This window comes from Butyrivibrio sp. VCB2006, assembly GCF_000420945.1.
GTDB lineage: Bacteria > Bacillota > Clostridia > Lachnospirales > Lachnospiraceae > Butyrivibrio.
In genome coordinates this window covers 66,123-83,557 of the sequence record NZ_ATVX01000004.1, presented here as the reverse complement: position 1 = coordinate 83,557, position 17,435 = coordinate 66,123, and the positions used below count along the sequence as shown (strand labels likewise).

Below are 17,435 nucleotides of genomic sequence, written 5' to 3'. Positions count from 1 at the left end.
ATATGACAGATGACAGAACTATAAGTGTTGTCACAAGAATGTCGGACAGACTCCTTCAAATTGCAGAGATGCTAAGAGAAGGAACCACCAGCTCTTTAAGTGACAATGAACTGAACGTTGCGCAAAACTCATATGATACAGTTGCCGATGTGGGCTGTGACCACGGCTATATTTCCATTTATCTGGTACAGAGTGGAATAGCCCCAAAAGCAATTGCCATGGACGTGAGAAAAGGCCCTCTTGATGGCGCTAAGAGCAACATTAGTGAATACAGCCTTACAGACCACATAGAGACCAGACTCTCCGATGGTTTGTCTTCTCTTAATCCCGGGGAGGCGGATGCACTTGTTATCGCAGGCATGGGCGGAAAGCTCATGATGCGAATACTTGAAGACGGTGATCCAAAGGGCCTTGGAATAAAAAGAGCTATCCTTCAGCCACAGTCTGACATAGACGAGTTTAGAAGCTACCTTCGCGCAAAGGGTTATTCTATTCTTGACGAAAAGGTGATTCTTGATGAAGGAAAGTATTACTTTCCAATTAAGGTATCATTTTCGGGAGAAGCTCCTGTAGGAAGACTTGGCCGGGAAAGAGACTATCTTAGTGAGGCTGTAGCTCTTTTAACAGGTAAGACAGGCTGCAGTACAGAAACCGCTACGAATATATGCAACAGATTCGGCGAGTGTAATTTGCTTAGGGGCGATGAGCTTTTGCAAAGCTACTTAAAGCATGGGGCAGAGGTCACAAGGTCAATTATGACTGAATTATCAAATGCCGGTCACAGCAAGCGCTACGATGAACTTAATGAAGAGCTTGCTGAAACAGAAGCAGCTTTAAAACTGTATTTGGAATAATAAAGAATACAGAATATATTAGGAAAAGGAGAAGTCCTTATGCCAATAATCACAATTAATGGAGTACAAAAAGATTACAATAAAGGCGTTACCTATGAAGAAATAGCTCAGGAATATCAGTCTGAGTATAGCAGCAAGATTGCAGCCGTAATGTTTAATGGCAAGATCAGAGAGCTTATGAAGACCGTCAAAAAGGACGGAGAGCTTTCTTTTATAACTTTCAGTGACACAATCGGATACAAGACCATGCGAAGAACAGCCATTATGATTCTGATCAAGGCAGTTCGCGATGTGGGCGGTGATAAACAGCTCAAGACCAGAATTGAGTTTACGGTAGGTAATGGCTACTATTGCACAATCAGAGGCGATGTTAAGGTTGATGATGAGTTTGCCCGGAAAGTTTCTGACAGATGCAAAGAAATCATCACTGAGAAGATGCCTATAGTTAAGAGAGTATATCCTCTTGATGATGCTATTGAGATTTTCAAAAGACAGGGTATGGATGATAAGGTTACTCTTCTTAAGTATAGGAGAAGCTCAGAGATTAACATTTATAAGCTTGGAGATCTCTACGATTACTTCTATGGCTATATGCTTCCTAACACTTCATATATTCAGAATTTCCATCTGGAGTGCTATCACGGAGGTCTGCTATTTACACTTCCAACAAGACAGGACCCTGACAAGGTAGTAGTTTCTGAGCCAAGAGAAAAGCTCTTTAAGACCATGATGCTGTCTGCAGATTGGGGCTCTATGCAGGGAATTGACAATGTTGGTGACCTTAACAATATGATCTGCGAGGGCAGGATCAATGAGATGATTCTTGTTCAGGAAGCCCTTCAGGAGAGCCGCATCGCAGATATAGCCAGAAAGATTTTTAAGAGAATAGACGTTAAGTTTGTAATGATTGCCGGACCAAGTTCCTCAGGTAAGACCAGCTTTGCAAACAGACTTTCCATACAGCTTCGAGCTTTTGGACTTAATCCGCATCCTATCAGCCTTGATAATTATTTTGTGGACAGGGAAAAGACTCCTCTTAATGAGGATGGAAGCTACAACTTTGAATGCCTTGAGGCTCTTGACGTTGAGAGATTTAATCAGGATATGACAAGACTTCTTAAGGGTGAGAGAGTTGAAATGCCGGAGTTTAACTTTGTTACCGGAAAAAGAGAAATGAACGGCGAATATCTCCAGCTTGGTAAGAACGATATCCTTGTTATCGAGGGTATTCACGGACTTAACGAGAAGATGAGCTATTCACTTCCAAGTGAGTCAAAGTTTAAGATATATATCAGTGCACTCACAACACTTAGCATTGATAACCATAACCGCATTCCTACAACGGACGGAAGACTTCTTCGAAGAATCGTAAGAGACGCCCGTACAAGAGGTGCTTCTGCCAAGAGAACTATCAGCATGTGGGGCTCAGTAAGAGCAGGAGAAGAGGCCAACATCTTCCCGTTCCAGGAAGAGGCTGATGAGATGTTTAATTCAGCTCAGATTTATGAACTTGCAGTAATTAAGCAGTACGCAGAGCCACTTTTGTTTAATATTGGAAAAGATGAGCCGGAGTACTACGAGGCTAAGAGACTTCTTAAGTTCCTTGACTACTTCGTAAGTGTTGACAGTTCATTCCTTCCTAGAAACTCAATCTGCAGAGAGTTTGTAGGCGGAAGTTGTTTCAAAGTATGATGACATAAATAGAGCCATAGCCGGCGGATAATTCGCCGGGCTATGGCTTTTTCTTACTTATAAATCACTTACTCTTTTAGTGCCTTTTTGTTTTCGTACATGAGCTTGTCGGCTCGTCCAAAGACTGTGGCAACGTCAGGATCTTCATCAAAGGTGGAAACACCTACGGCAATTACTACTTCGCCGCTAAGCTTGTGGTTGATGTTCTGAATATTAAAGGCTTCAACCAGATCTTCCCTGCTATCAAAGTCTTCACCCTGAAGTATGGCAACAAATTCGTCACCGCCAATTCTGAATACCGGGCTATGTTTGAAATGGTGACAGATAAGGTCACAGCCGTTTCTGATAAATTCATCTCCGGCCTGATGGCCCTTGGTATCATTTACTTCCTTCAGACCATTAATATCAAACACAGCAATGGCAAAATCTGAAATGCGATCCTTGTCTATAAGACCATTCATCTTTCTTTCAGTCTCAGCATATGCGTGCTTATTTTTGATGCCGGTTAGCTCATCTATATTAGCCTTGTTCTCGGCGGCAAAAAGATTCTTTTCAAATTCCTGTTCTTTTTTTACCCTTTCATCTACATCTATAACGCCAAATATTACATAATCTTTATCTTCTTCGTTAACTATTGTGGCTTTTAGCATGACATAGACTGGCTTGCCATGGATCATAAGCCTGTGCTGGTTCTCGAAAATACCGGTATTATGAATTTGGGTTAAGACATTTTCCTGGGTGAATGCTGTAAGGAACGCATCTACATCTTCGTGATAAATACCTTTAGGGATATGAGGTATTACAGTTTCAAAGAAATTATCTCCTTCTTCAGGAAGCCCCATGTCAGACTCAATACCCATTGGCTTAAATCTGGTAAAGTGCATTGTTTCAATATCGACTGTGTATATGTAAATGAAGTCACCGGTAAGCGCACTAATCCTGGAATAAATAACTCGTTCTTCTTTTGCTTTTTCCAGAGCTTCTCTGTCCTTAATCTGTGAGTCTACATTACAAAGACCGATGATAATATGATTGCCTTCTCCGCGGACCTTTACTGCCTTAAACGAGGCGTAGACAGGCTTATCATCAAGGATTATCTTGGTAACGATTGAGTGAGTGCCATTATTTTCAAGACCCTTAATAAAGTTTTCCTTGGTGAAGACTTTTTCCAGGGTCTTTCTGTCTTCAGGCAGCATTTTAAGATCAAACTCATTTCTTGCAATGTTGAAATAGTCGGTACCATGCTTTTCAAGGTTGATATCACGGCTTATTCCATTGGCAGCATACTCCGTGAATTTGTCAGTATCCATGTCAACAAAGTATAGCTTGATATAATCCTCGGAAAGGGCTCTTGCTATATAGTTATAATTTAGATTTTCATCAGATGCACTATTTGATATTGAAAGGATGCAAACCGCAACAGCAGCGGATTTTGTCACAGGATTAATGGCAACCCTTCGTATAAATAGCTGGACTATGCGCCCATCATCAAATCTGTCGTCAATAATGACTCTTTTGCCATCTGCAGAGCACTGCCTGACTGCATTAAATGAATAATAGCCAACTCCAGGCTTTATATCAGTAAATTTGACACTTTCGGGTATTGTGTCACCTTCAAAGTTTTCAGATGCAAAGCTTCGAAAACTCTGATTACACCGGATAAAAGAAACTTTTTCATCATCTAGTGAGAATACTGCCATTGGCAGAGTGTCGAAATAGTTATCCAGGGAATCATCGTCGTCTTTGGAAAAAGAAAGATCGTACAGGTTGACCCTTCCAAGATGCTCAAAGTACTCAGACTCTGCGGGATTTTCAAATCCAATCTGAATTCCTTCCTGGTTCCTTTTGATAATGTCAGCAAGAGAAATAGGTTTGGTATAGTAGTAGCCCTGAAGCTTGGTACAGCCAACTTCCATAAGAAAATCAGCTTGTTCCTTGGTCTCAACACCTTCTGCTACAGTGTCCATTCCCAGAGAAAGGGCGGTCTTTATTATTTCCGTCAGGATTATTCGTCCATTTTTGCCTTGCTCAATCTGATCAATGAAAGTTTTATCTATTTTTAAAAGGTCAAAGTGCATCTGTAAAAGAAGTAGTAGCGATGAATTGCCACTTCCATAATCGTCCATCCAGACTTTGATACCCTCAGATCTAAAGCGTTCAACCTGGGTTTTCATGAATTGAACATCAGAAGAAATCGTTCCCTCAGAAAGCTCGACAGATAATTTCTCTCTTGGAAGGCCGGCTGCATCTACGCGTTTTATAATCTCGGTTACCATATCACAACAGTCAAAATCGGATCTTCCGATATTAACAGACTCAGGCACTATAAAAAGACCATGCTCGCCCTGGCCTTTCATTTTCTTAAGGACTCTTTCAACCATGTACAGGTCAAGCTTATAGGTCAGTTTTTCTCTTTCTAAAATATGGATAAATTCAGAGGCTGAGATTATGCCTCTTTCGGGATCTTCCCATTTGGCAAAGGCTTCCTCATCAGAGACTCTTCCGCTGGCAGCACGAACAAGAGGCTGATGGTATGCCTTGATCCATTCCTCTTTAATGGCTCTATCTAGGTTGTCTACGATATATTGTTCGAATTCTGCTTGCATATTTTTTGTGATGTTCACCGGCTGCCCTCCTGATGGGAGTCATTTTTTGTGGGGGGGGTAAACATATTTCCGTAATTATTTTATCACTTTAAAATGCAATAATATTGATTATGGCGTAGAAATAATACTTTTTTAAGAAAATTTATAGTTTGTTTTACTTATTTTGCAACATGGGTACATATGGATGTGTTTACAGTTTAGAAGGTGATAAACACAGAATGATTTCTGTGTAACACGGAGGGAAAAATTATGAAAAAGAATGCAAAAGGTTTGTCATTACTACTTGGTTCATCAATCCTGATGACCACACTTGTTGGATGCGGTGGTAACAGTACTGCCATGACAGAAACCACTACAACCACAACAACTACTACAACCACTACCTATGATACGACAGAAGCCTGCGAAGCTCCGATGACAGATGCGTCACCTGTAGAGAGTAGTGGCAGAGGAAAGTTCTCTTTTGGCAATAACAAAAACGAAAGTACTACTAAATACGGATCATATGATTATGAGTACGAAGAAGAGACTATTCCTGAGAACAATGAATCCTATACAAAGCCTGAGGAAAACGGATTCTATCTTGTACAGACAGATCCTCTTTCAACCTTTGCAGCAGATGTAGATACAGCATCCTACGCAAATGTTCGCAGAATGATCGAAGATGGTTATTCAGTAGGAATGATCGATCCTGAGGCAGTAAGACCAGAGGAATTTATCAACTACTTTAACTATAATCTTTACGAGCCTGATAAGGGCGATCTTTTCGGAATCACAACAGAGGTTTCCACATGTCCTTGGAACACAGATCATCAGCTGATGTTCGTTGGAATGAAGACCGGAGGGATTGACTATGAAGAAGCTCCTGTAAATAACCTGGTATTTTTGATTGATGTATCAGGCTCAATGAATTCAAGAAATAAGCTTCCTCTTTTACAGTCATCCTTTGATGAGCTTGTTGATTCTCTTCCTGACGAGGGAACAATTTCAATCGTTACATACTCCGGTGAGGAGAAGGTTGTTCTTGCCGGCGAACCAATGAGAAATAAGAAGCAGATCAAGAAGGCTATAGATAAGCTTCATGCCAGCGGTAGTACAAACGGCCAGGCAGGTATGCAGAAAGCTTACGAGATTGCCCAGAAGTACTATGTTGAGGGCGGAAATAACAGAGTTATCATGGCAACAGACGGTGACTTAAACGTAGGTATTTCAAGCATTGAGGATCTTGAGAAGTTCATTACAGATAAAAAGGATGAGGGAGTATTCCTTTCAATTCTTGGCTTTGGTGATGGCAACTACAAGGACGACAAGATGCAGACCCTTGCAGATTGCGGAAACGGCAACTACTCATACATTGATTCCCTTGCAGAGGGAAAGAAGGTTTTAGTTGAGGAAATGTCATCAACTCTTTACACAGTAGCCAAGGATGTTAAGCTCCAGGTTGAGTTTAACCCTGTAAATGTTAATGCCTACAGACTTATCGGGTATGAGAACAGAGTAATGGATGCTCAGGACTTTAACAACGATGCCAAGGATGGCGGCGAGATTGGTGCAGGACACAGCGTAGTTGCTCTTTATGAGATCATTCCTACAAATGGTACAGGTTCAATCAGCCTTAAGTATCAGGACAATGAGAAAAAAGATGCAGGCCAGTATGCAGATGAATTTGCAACAGTAAGTGTTCGTTACAAGGATCCTGAAGAAGATAAGTCACAGCTCTTTAGCATTGTTGTTGGGGACGAAGTTGTAACAGATAACCCAAGTGATGATTTCAAGTTTGCAAGCAGCGTTGCTGAGTTTGCAATGATTCTTGAAGACAGCGAACATAAGGGAACAGCAAGCTTTGACGATATCATGAAGACCTACAAGCAGCTTGAGGATACAGATGAGTATCAGGATGAGTTCTACTACCTTGTAAGAACCCTTAACAAAAGAAGCTGAAAGTTAAGAAACAACTGAATTTAAACAGATTTTTTTACAATTTCTCCGTAAGGCATGGTATACTACTAATACTGTGTTTATAAAATTTTTAGAATTTGGTAGTACCATAGCTTTACGGAGGGGATAATGGAAGTAGCTAACAAGTCTGCCACAGAAAGAGCGGCAGAACTAATGGATAAATACGGGAATATGATACTTAGAGTTGCATATTCCTATTTACATAACATGGAGGACGCAGAGGACATTTTGCAGGACACACTAATTCAGTTCCTGAGGAATAATCCTACCTTTGCCAACGATAATCATGAGAAGGCCTGGCTTATCACCGTGGCTTCCAACCTTAGTAAGAACAAGATCCTGTATCTTAAGAGAAGACAGGCAGATGAACTTTCCGAGGAACTCGTGGCAGACAAGGATAAAGAGGACCTATCATACGTATGGGATGCGGTTAAACAGCTCCCAGAGAAATACAGAGAGGTTGTGCATCTCTTTTACCAGGAAGGTTATTCCACCAAGGAAATTGCAGAAATACTTAATCGAAATGAGTCTACGGTTAGGTCTGATCTGAAACGTGGACGTGACAGGCTCAAAAATATTCTGAAGGAGGCATACGACTTTGAGTAAATACAATGACATCATGAACAAAATAGAAGTTACTGAAGAAATGCGCTCAAGAATCCTTCAGAACATTGCTAAAGAGTTCGACGAGCCTAAGGGGACGGATCTTGATAACTCGCAGACAGATGATGCTATTAAAGATGTACAGGATGTTACGGAATTTACAGTGAACAATACAGCTTCTGCAAATAATAATGTTAGAAGCTTCCAGCCTAAGGGCGGTTTATATAATTTTACCAAATATGCAGGTCTTGCAGCTGCAGCAGTTATTCTTTTAGTTGGTGCAACAGTTGTATTCGGACCTAAGGAAAAGGGTGCTATGGAGACTGCTTCCATGAGTGATATTGCTATCAGCGTAGCACAGGAGGCAGCAGCAGACATGCATCATGAAGCAGAGCTTATAAAGAGCAGCTGGGTTAAATATGATTCAGTGGAGCAGCTCTCAAGTGTTGCTAAGGCTGAATTTACAGATATCGAGTACCTGAGCAGTATTTCTTCAGAAGTTGATTACTACCTTGATAACTGCGACACTGCCACAATAGTTTATGACGTTACAGGCAACCAGATTACAGTATCAGAAGCATCTGTAGTTACAGAAATGACAGAAGAAAGCGTTATGGAAGCTGCAGAGGAACCTGCCATGGCAACAGATGCAGGAACAGCCCACAATATTTTGGGAGGCGGAATTGCAGGCGCTGACAAGGCTGGCAAGACCAAGACTGTGGCTGATACATTTACAGTCGGAGATACTCAGATAAATGTTTACGGAACAGAGGATGGCTTTAATCGCGCAAGCTGGACTGTTGGGGACATTGAGTATACTCTTGAAAGCGTTGAGAAGATCAGCCTTGATGAGATGACTGAACTTATGACTAATATATTGTCATTCTGAAACATATATAGACCGTCCCTTGTTTTTTAAGTAAGGGACGGTTTTTTAATGCTTAAATATAGGAGAACGTGAGTATGAAAAAGAGATTTCTATGCGGAATCTTGGGGGCAGTCATCTGCATGACAAGTGCCTGCGGAATGAATGAGGGGAATGCAGAGCCAGCTACTTCGGAAGCATCTGTAGATGACCCAAGATATCAGGCATTTCTTGATGGTAAGGCTCCTGCCTATTTTGGCAAAGAGTGGCAGGGCTACAGAATGAGGGATGTAGAAGACTGCTTTGATAATGATGAGAAGTTTACCCTGGATGAGATTATTTCCGGCGTGAAAGAGGCTCAGGGCGATTACTACGATAAATCCAAGAAGCCTGTAATAGATAGTAGCCTTATAGATTGCGGCATGGATGGAGATAAAGAGCTTCGTGTATGTATTTCTTTTCCCGGTTCCGGAGACCCTGACATGGAAAAGGTTATGGTGGTAAAAGAGGTAAATGGCGAACTTAGAATTGTGTATTACTGGACCAATTATCTCAGGGATGCAGAGAGTGTTGATGAGAGCGGATATATTTCTGTAAGTGGAGCTGCCAGTGGTGATATATTAAGCGGCGTGTATGGATATCTCGACGCTGACTGTAAGTGGAATTTTGACTACTACTATGAGTATTTTCTTTCTGCCCATGACTATGAAACATGGCTTTCTGACAGAGGCATCGATGTGGATATGACTAATGGCCCCTGGGAAAATGCACAGATTGAGAGATACAGCTTTGACGAGGACTTTGATTACTTCTCAGGTGAGGACAGGTCTTTTATCACAACCTTTAGCGTATATAAGATTTCTGACGGGAAATTTGAGGATTTGGGTGATCCGACAATATATGACGATGACAGTGTTTATATGAAGACCTTCAAGGAGGCTGGAATCAAAGCCTATTCTCCTGACGAGATAGAAAAACTTGTGGAGAAAAGAGAAAATCCTGATGATCCAAGAAAGGTTTTTGATGCCTTTTTAAAGGATGAACTTAAGGGACAGAAAACTTACTCTGACTATGTTAAAGAGGATGAAGTCTATAAGTACGATTTCTTTGATGTGGATAATGATGGTGTTAAGGAGCTGGCTCTTTTTTCCCTAAAATACTATCCTATGGCGTTCTTTGATGTACATGATGGGAAAGTTGAGAGAATCTGCGGCGGGGAAGGCCCTGATGCGTATCTTAAGATTGTAGAAATATCCAGGAAGAACTATCTGTGCTATTACTACACTCATGATGATGGCAAGATGGTCTACTCATTTTACAGAATGAACCATAAGGATGAACATTTCGATCTTTTTGGGCTGGTGGGAAACTATTCCCCTGATCCTAACACCACTGACCCAACTTATACCTACAAGGGAAAAGAAATTACTCCCCAGGAGTTTGAGGACCTCAAGGAAAAGATGGTTTATGAAGGGGAGGTTTTTGGCAGCAGCTATATAAAAAGAAAAGTTGATAGCGGTGATTCTTTTACTTTAGATGGGCAGAAATACTATTTTTATGCAAGCTTCGATGAGAAAAATAATGAAGAGACCTACACTCTGTATCGTGATGGAATAAAGAAGGAGATTACGATATTTGCCAATAGCCACCAGGCTTTTGTAGTAAAGGCCACAGATGGTAAGGATTACTTCTGGGTATGTACAACCGGAGATGGCATGGCATGTAATATCCTGGTTCTTGATTTTGATAAGTTTGATCAGGAAGGTTTCATAGATTCAGGCTGCCCATACGGTTTATATAAATACATGTATAAGGGCGGAGCTTATATTACTCTTGCAAGTCCCAGCTGGATATTTGGAACCTGCTCTATAAGGAGCAATTTCTATATCGGCGATAAGGGAATTCCGATGCACGGAAATATGTATTATTACTATGACAGTAACTGCCTGAATGGTAGCGGAGGCAAGGAGCCTGGGCCAACAGTTACGCTTAAGGTAGATATGGAGGCAGGAGTAGCTTCCGACTGGCTCAGTGATGATTGGGGCTTTGTGAAACAGGTGGTTCCTGCAGGAACTAAACTTACAATGTATAGAACTGATAATGACAGCTTCATTGATCTTATGATGGAGGATGGAAGGATAGTGAGGTTCTATATGACTGCGGTTAGAGAGGCTGGAAGAGATTACGATGAGTATAAGCTCATCAACGATAAATACAGTATCGAGGATATCGAGGGCGTTCCCTATTGGGGATGACGCAGTATACCATGATTAACCGCAAGTGATGTGGATGTCATGCTAGTTCGTATATATCCGTTTAATCCTCCGATGATACTTCGTATCAAATCGGATTAGAACGGATATACACTTACTAGAATGTATTTGCAAATCAATGCGGTTTATTCAGGCATATCTGCTTACAGATTTTAGAGTGATATGGAGGATGTTTTTAGTGAAGAAGAGGTTAGTTGTTGGGATTATTGGGGCAGTGATGTTTTGTATGAGCGGCTGTGCATCAAATGGGGATTCTGGAAGTGCAGTGCTGGATACATCTGCAGTGGAAGTAAGTGCAGACGATGTATCTGATGTAAGTACATTAAGCAAAAACGCTGTAGAAGACGACCAGGAAGGTACAACTGCTGTAGCTGGTAGCCTTGACAGGATTCTTAAGTTTACAGAAGCAGAAAGGCCTGCTGGCCCTGATATTAACCAGACAGCGTTTGATGCATTCCTTCATAACGAACTTCAGGGACAGAAGAATTACCAGGACTATGTAAATGAGGATGAAGTCTATGGCTATTCTTTCCTGGATGTTGATAATGATGGGGAAAAAGAGCTGGCTCTTTTCTCTATTTACTACAATCCAATGGCATTCTTTGATGTTCATGACGGAAAGGTTGAAAGAATTTGCGGCGGCGAGGGAACTGCACAGCAGCTTAGAATTTCGCAGATAGATGGCAAAAATGTCCTGTGCTATTACGACACAATGCACACAGGAAGAAGCCTTTATTATCTGGTCAGAATAGACCACAATGGAGGCCAGTACGACCAGCAGCGTCTGGAAGCTATTTATGACAATAAGGACAGGTATGATGCTTCTGATAAATTTCTTTTCAATGACCAGCCAATCACCCTGGATGAGTTTGAAAAGCTGAGGCAGGAACTGGTTTATGACCCGGAGGTTTATGTTGGAAGCTATGTAGAGCGTGAACTTGAAGATGGAGACAGCTTTATAATAGATGGCAGAAAGTATAGCTTTTATGCTGAATCTACTGATGTAAATCCACATACTACTTTTAAGTTTATATGTGAAGGCAGGGAGAAAACACTTACGGAAGACTCCTTATATCATTATAGTGCTTATGTAGTGAAGGCGATTGATGGTAAGCACTATCTGTGGATTGCTACATCACATGATTCAGACGATTACAGTTTTTATACCTTTGACCTTGAAAAGTTTGGATCAAGTGAATTCAAGCAGGCAGATCATGGCTACGTAATGTATAGAGATGAGAATAATTCTTCCAGAGTTGGTCTTTACAGAGGAACTGACATTCTTGGAACAGGAAGTATCGAAGGATCATTCTATGCAGGCAAGGATGGACAGCCGGTGCTGGATGGATATATGTATTATTCCAGATTTGAATACAACAGTGATGGACTTACAGGCACCGGAGATGTTGTAACTTTGAAAAAAGATATGGTGGCACCGGTAGGAAGAAACAGATACGCCAGCAGCGCTGATTTCGTAGAGACTACGCTTCCAAAAGGAACTGATCTTGTTAAGTACAGAACTGATGGTGAGAGTTTTGTGGATCTTATGATGAAGGATGGAAGGATTGTAAGGTTCAATATGACTAAAGATAAAGATGAGTATGGGTACAGTATTTACCGAATCATCAATGGTAAGTACACCATCGATGATCTTGACGGACGAATTGGATTCGCAGGGTAATGGTTAACAGGACGCGGCCCCGGACGATGCGTATATATCCGCTTAATCCTCCGATGATGCTGACGGTCAAATATATTCGTATATGTGTGTCCAATCCTCCGATGATACTTCGTATCAAATCGGATTGGCCGCACATACACTTAAATATTTGACCTGCATCAAATCGGATTAGAGCAGATATACACTTATCATCCGGGGCCGCTGTGCATTGTAAGGCGTTACGCATGTGAAGCATAATTAGTTGCTTACGCTTTAGCCCTGATTATCTTCTTGGTTTTCGACGCCTTCGTTGTTGTCTTGGTTTTCTTCGCTATAGTTTTCTTCTTGCTGGTCGTTATTTTCTTGGTTTTCCTGATTTTCCTCCTGCGGCTGTTCTTCTTGCGGCTGTTCTTCTTGTGGCTGTTCTTGAGGTTGTTCTGCAGGCTGTTCCTGAGGTTGTTCGGCGGGAGCTTCCTCGGCAGGTTTGGTGATCCAGCGGTAGAAGAAGGCGTGGTTACCGATCATGTTGTACTCGCTGATGCGGTAGTAGTCAGCCCAGTACTTGGTCATGAAGAACAGGTAATCGCCAACACGGGCACCATTTAGAACTTCACGGGCTGCGTTTACGCAGGTGGAGTTGGGGCCTCTTGAAATAATAAGTTCTACCTTACCTGAGCGGTAGGAGGCGAACTGAAGATTCTGAGTGATTACGCCTACGATTGTGTTAGGGAAGGAGGAACTCTTTACCCTGTTCATGATAACGGAGCCTACAGCAAGCTTTCCGGTATAGGATTCGCCGTCAGCTTCCGCCTGGATTGTAGCGGCAAGCCAGATCAGTTCTTCGTCACTGGCTGAGTAGGAGCCGGATGTATCTTCTTTTGTGAGAGCAAGTCTTTCTGCAATCTGTTGAGCCAGCTTGGCCTGGGCAGCAGCAACCTGTGATTCAAGACCTTTCATCTTTTTATCCAGGTCCTTGAGCTGTTGATCATAATTTGCCAACTTGTTCTTTTCTGAATTAAGAGAACTGTTGGTGCTGTTTAGCTGTCCTTTTACAGTATTGGTGAGGTTTGTGAGCTCGTCGTGTTTTTCGTCCAGAGAGTTTTGATACTGATCAAGCTCGGCCTCTTTTTCTTCCACGATATCTTTCTTTGCCTGAATGTTTGCCTGAAGAGCCTGAAATTCCTGGATTTTCTTTTGGTCGTAGGCCATGATGGCATTTATGTACTCGAACTTGGTCAGGAATTCCCCCATGGAGCCCGATTCCAAAAGAATCTGCAAAAGACCTCTGCTGCCTCCTTGTTCATAGGTGGATTTTAGGCGTTTTTTCAGTGCTTCGTATCTGTCTTTTTCCTGTTGCTGTGCTTCGGATAATTCGTTGTCGAGTCTGACAATTTCAGAAGAGACTTCTGCCATCTGGCTTTCCGTCTCAGAGATTTCCTGATTTAGAGTTGTAAGTTTATTAGAATATCCATTGATTGTATTTTGCAGAGAACTGCTTTGGTTTTGAAGATTGGAAACGTTGGCCTGAGTCTGTTGTTGCTGACCCTGGAGCTCTTTTATGGCATCCTGGGTCTCTTTGGTCTGTTTCTCAAGATTTGATATTGTTTGCTGCGTCTCTTGTTCCTGCTGTTGCATGACAGCAATGGTTTCGTCAAGCTCGTCGGCCTTAGAAACCGTGCACACACTGCAAACTCCAAGTATGATTATCAAAATCCCCGCTAATAATCTGTCTTTCATACGCTCCCCATAAGCAAAAAAATATCTTTTGTACAACTATATAATATACATTTTTGCGATAAATGAAAAGACATAGAATTATCTTAAATTGTTATATAATTGTCTGTAAAAATCTAGCTTTTTCATAGCATTATAAGGTGAAATTTGTTATACTAATTCTTCGGGTGTGCAAACAGTTTTGGGAGGTAGATTAGTAAAGTGAAACATCCGGTTTTTCTTTTCTGTAGAAAGATAGTAGAGATATGGTGCCCGGTATTTCAGGTGGAGGGAGTTGAGAACTTGCCTGACGGACCGTCGGTTGTTGTGGGTAATCATTCCCAGGCTTATGGACCGGCTGCAGCCGAGCTTTATTTTCCAAGAGAGCACTATACCTGGTGCATTTCCGACATGATGGAAAGGGACAGAGTTGCCGATTATGCCTACAAAGATTTCTGGTCCAAGAAACCTGTTTTTATAAGACCTTTCTTCAGGCTTCTGTCATATATGATCCCAAGGCTTTCGGAGATTATTTTTACCAATGCAGACACTATTCCTGTTTACAGGGATAAGCGCCTTATGAAGACGTTCCAGATATCCTGTGACAGATTGCAGGAAGGCGCGACAGTAGTTATTTTTCCGGAGGAATACACGGAATATAACAATATAGTCCATAATTTCCAGCGGGGCTTTGTCCATGTGGCCAAGTATTACTATAGGCAGACGGGGGAAGCCATTTCTTTTGTCCCTATGTACGTTTGCCCCGAGCACAAGAAACTTATCTTTGGTAAGCCGATTTACTATGATCCAGCGGCCAAGATAGGAGATGAGGCAGAGAGAATCTGCACATACCTTCAGGAAAACATATCCGAAATGGCTTATAGCCTGCCGAGACACCGGGTGGTACCTTATCCCAACGTGTCCAAAAATAAATATCCATATAATGAAAGATTGTCATGAAGAAACCTGTTGTTGATTATAGAAAGTTAAGATTATCGAATATAAATAGTAAAGAGTACAGACATTTGCTGCTTCTCCTTGGATGGGTAGTGTACTTCTTTATGTACTTTGTCACAGAAAGGCTCATTCCGGAGAGTAAATGTCATGTGGTTCATAGCGTAGTGGATGACATAATCCCCTTTAATGAGTACTTTGTTATCTTTTACGTCTCCTGGTACGTTTTCATGGTGGCATCTCTTCTGCATTTTATGCTGTATGACATAAAGAGTTTTGTCAGAGCCCAGAAGATCGTCATCGGAATGCAGATTATTGCAGTGATTACTTATATTGTTTGGCCCTCAGTCCAGAACCTTAGGCCTGAGCATTTTGAACATGCAAATATCTGCACCTGGATACTTGGAATTATTTACGCCTTTGATACACCTACAGGAGTATGTCCTTCCCTTCATGTGGGATACACTCTGGCTGTTCTGTCTGCCTGGATTACAGCGGATGGAGTCAAGGCGCTTAAAAAAGTGTTCATGACCCTGTGGGGCTTTATGATATGCATTTCAGTATGCCTTGTTAAGCAGCACTCCTATACAGATGTATGGGCTGCGCTGGTTTTATATCTTTTTCTGGAACTATTGTTATTTGGGAGGAATATTAAATTGGGAAATAGGAGAATAGGAGACCGCCGAGACGGAGCACTTCTTAGAGATATTGACGCCATGCATTATGTGATGCCTCTGATGTATCCAAACAGATGCGACAATGAGGCTTACATGAAACTCACGGTAGATATTTCAAACACCGAGAATTATATCAAAGAGTACAATAAGGCTCATCCCGAGGACAGGATTGCTATTTTTGATCTGGTGATCGCAGCAACTCTTAAGACCATAAGACACAGGCCTCAGATGAACCGCTTTATCGCTAATCAGACCCTTTATCAGAGAAATCATATTTCAGCAGCATTCACTGTCAAAAAAGAATTCAGGGATGACGGAGATGAAACTCTTGCAAGGATTGTGGCGGAGGATAGTGATAACCTTGAGAGCATAAGCCGCAAGGTCAGACAGCAGATAGCTTTTTGTAAGACACAGAATGATGAATCCACAGAGGCTATGAATTTTATCATGAAGCTTCCCGGCAAGCACCTTATAGGAGCAGTAGCAAGATTCCTTGATAAGCATGGCTGGATGCCTCAGTCGGTGATTGCCACGGACCCTTATCAGTGCTCTGTAGTACTTACCAACCTGGGTTCACTTGGAATGGATATCGGTTACCATCATCTGATGAACTGGGGAACCAACTCCATCTTTATCATTGTGGGGACCAAGAAAAACAGACCTCACTTTGACAGCGAAGGCAATATTACCATGAAAAGAGAACTTGACCTGGCCTTCACCATTGACGAGCGAATCTCTGACGGCTTCTACTACGGACGTTCTCTTAAGATGATAAAAATGCTGATTGAAAAGCCTGAGCTACTTGAAAAGCCTCTTTCAGAGGAGTGCTATAAATAATTGGGCTTATGTCAGTTGCCTTTTTTGGCTACATTGTTGCACAGATTGTAGATCAGCTCCGCAAGTTCTTTTACCGGAGTGACAAAACCGCCTTCTATCCAGGCTCTGAGGATATTGAGGGTTCCGTGCATAACAAAGGTAAAAACATAATCTACGTTTTTGTAATCTAATATTTCTGGAACTGATTCTTTAACGTCCTTTTCAATATTTGAGATTATTGTCTTCTGAAAATCTTCGGTCTCCGGCTGACACAGCAGGATTCCGAAGGTTTTTTTGTTATCTTTAACATATTCTAGAAATGACTCTATGGATTCTGTTGTATTCCATGCTCCATCTAAATTTCCAAGAGAAGTTGCACTGTTAATCAGTACTTCATTTTCCAGATCAGAGAGTAACTCATACTGATCCTGATAGTGGAGGTAGAAGGTTGAACGACTCATTTCCGAAAGATCACAGATTTCTTTTATGGAGATTTTGGAAATGGGTTTATCCTGCATGAGCTCAATAAGTGATTCTCTCAGAATTCCTTTGGTTAGAAGCTATTATGATGACGAAAAGGGCGCACATGGCTTTTGCTTCCTATAACAGCGTCTATGGTAAGGTGGAGAGCAGCTGGGAAAAGAAAGATGGAAAGATTGTTTATAAGATAGTAGTTCCATCAAACTGCACTGCAACTATAAATCTTCCCGGAATGGAGGAGAGAGAAGTAGATACAGGAGAGTATGTGATTGAAGGATTTTGA

13 protein-coding genes are annotated in these 17,435 nt (G+C 41.6%); 10 read left to right on the top strand and 3 right to left on the bottom strand.

Annotated elements, in window-relative coordinates; all coding sequences use genetic code 11:
• Window positions 1-2 precede the first annotated feature (2 nt).
• Window positions 3-854 (top strand): class I SAM-dependent methyltransferase, encoded by an 852-nt coding sequence (locus G613_RS18480; RefSeq protein ID WP_029231549.1) that lies wholly within the window; start codon window positions 3-5, stop codon window positions 852-854.
• A gap of 39 nt (window positions 855-893) precedes the next feature.
• Window positions 894-2,546 (top strand): nucleoside kinase, encoded by a 1,653-nt coding sequence (locus G613_RS0104650; RefSeq protein WP_029231548.1) that lies wholly within the window; start codon window positions 894-896, stop codon window positions 2,544-2,546.
• 68 nt (window positions 2,547-2,614) lie between these two features.
• On the opposite strand, the gene G613_RS18475 is transcribed toward G613_RS0104650, so the two are convergent.
• Window positions 2,615-5,170, bottom strand: a complete 2,556-nt coding sequence (locus G613_RS18475; protein ID WP_029231547.1) for a bifunctional diguanylate cyclase/phosphodiesterase — start codon at window positions 5,168-5,170, stop codon at window positions 2,615-2,617.
• Between the two features lie 231 nt (window positions 5,171-5,401).
• Between G613_RS18475 and G613_RS0104640 the strand changes: the two genes are divergently transcribed.
• The 5 genes from G613_RS0104640 to G613_RS0104620 all read left to right on the top strand — a co-directional run bounded on the left by G613_RS0104640 (window position 5,402) and on the right by G613_RS0104620 (window position 12,533).
• Window positions 5,402-7,093, top strand: a complete 1,692-nt coding sequence (locus G613_RS0104640; RefSeq protein WP_029231546.1) for a vWA domain-containing protein — start codon at window positions 5,402-5,404, stop codon at window positions 7,091-7,093.
• Between the two features lie 126 nt (window positions 7,094-7,219).
• Window positions 7,220-7,717, top strand: a complete 498-nt coding sequence (locus tag G613_RS0104635) for an RNA polymerase sigma factor (protein ID WP_029231545.1) — start codon at window positions 7,220-7,222, stop codon at window positions 7,715-7,717.
• Entirely contained in the window at window positions 7,710-8,603 is an 894-nt protein-coding gene (locus tag G613_RS0104630) for a hypothetical protein (RefSeq protein ID WP_029231544.1), read from the top strand. The genes G613_RS0104635 and G613_RS0104630 overlap by 8 nt, the downstream gene beginning before the upstream one ends.
• A 74-nt stretch (window positions 8,604-8,677) precedes the next feature.
• On the top strand, window positions 8,678-10,834 hold the full coding sequence (locus G613_RS0104625; protein WP_029231543.1) for a hypothetical protein: 2,157 nt from the start codon (window positions 8,678-8,680) through the stop codon (window positions 10,832-10,834).
• A 196-nt stretch (window positions 10,835-11,030) separates the two neighbouring features.
• Entirely contained in the window at window positions 11,031-12,533 is a 1,503-nt protein-coding gene (locus G613_RS0104620; protein ID WP_029231542.1) for a hypothetical protein, read from the top strand.
• Window positions 12,534-12,785: 252 nt separating this feature from the next.
• Here G613_RS0104620 and G613_RS0104615 read toward each other — a convergent pair whose 3' ends face one another.
• Window positions 12,786-14,249 (bottom strand): cell wall hydrolase, encoded by a 1,464-nt coding sequence (locus G613_RS0104615; protein WP_029231541.1) that lies wholly within the window; start codon window positions 14,247-14,249, stop codon window positions 12,786-12,788.
• A gap of 198 nt (window positions 14,250-14,447) precedes the next feature.
• Here G613_RS0104615 and G613_RS0104610 point away from each other — a divergent pair, with 198 nt between their 5' ends.
• Both G613_RS0104610 and G613_RS0104605 read left to right on the top strand, forming a co-directional pair.
• Entirely contained in the window at window positions 14,448-15,185 is a 738-nt protein-coding gene (locus tag G613_RS0104610) for a lysophospholipid acyltransferase family protein (protein WP_029231540.1), read from the top strand.
• Window positions 15,182-16,693 (top strand): 2-oxo acid dehydrogenase subunit E2, encoded by a 1,512-nt coding sequence (locus tag G613_RS0104605; RefSeq protein ID WP_029231539.1) that lies wholly within the window; start codon window positions 15,182-15,184, stop codon window positions 16,691-16,693. Before G613_RS0104610 ends, G613_RS0104605 begins: the two co-directional genes overlap by 4 nt.
• 11 nt (window positions 16,694-16,704) lie before the next feature.
• Here G613_RS0104605 and G613_RS0104600 read toward each other — a convergent pair whose 3' ends face one another.
• Window positions 16,705-17,190 (bottom strand): TetR/AcrR family transcriptional regulator, encoded by a 486-nt coding sequence (locus tag G613_RS0104600; protein ID WP_029231538.1) that lies wholly within the window; start codon window positions 17,188-17,190, stop codon window positions 16,705-16,707.
• 47 nt (window positions 17,191-17,237) lie between these two features.
• On the opposite strand from G613_RS0104600, the gene G613_RS19430 reads away from it, so the two are divergent.
• Window positions 17,238-17,435 (top strand): alpha-L-rhamnosidase C-terminal domain-containing protein, encoded by a 198-nt coding sequence (locus tag G613_RS19430; protein WP_155828032.1) that lies wholly within the window; start codon window positions 17,238-17,240, stop codon window positions 17,433-17,435.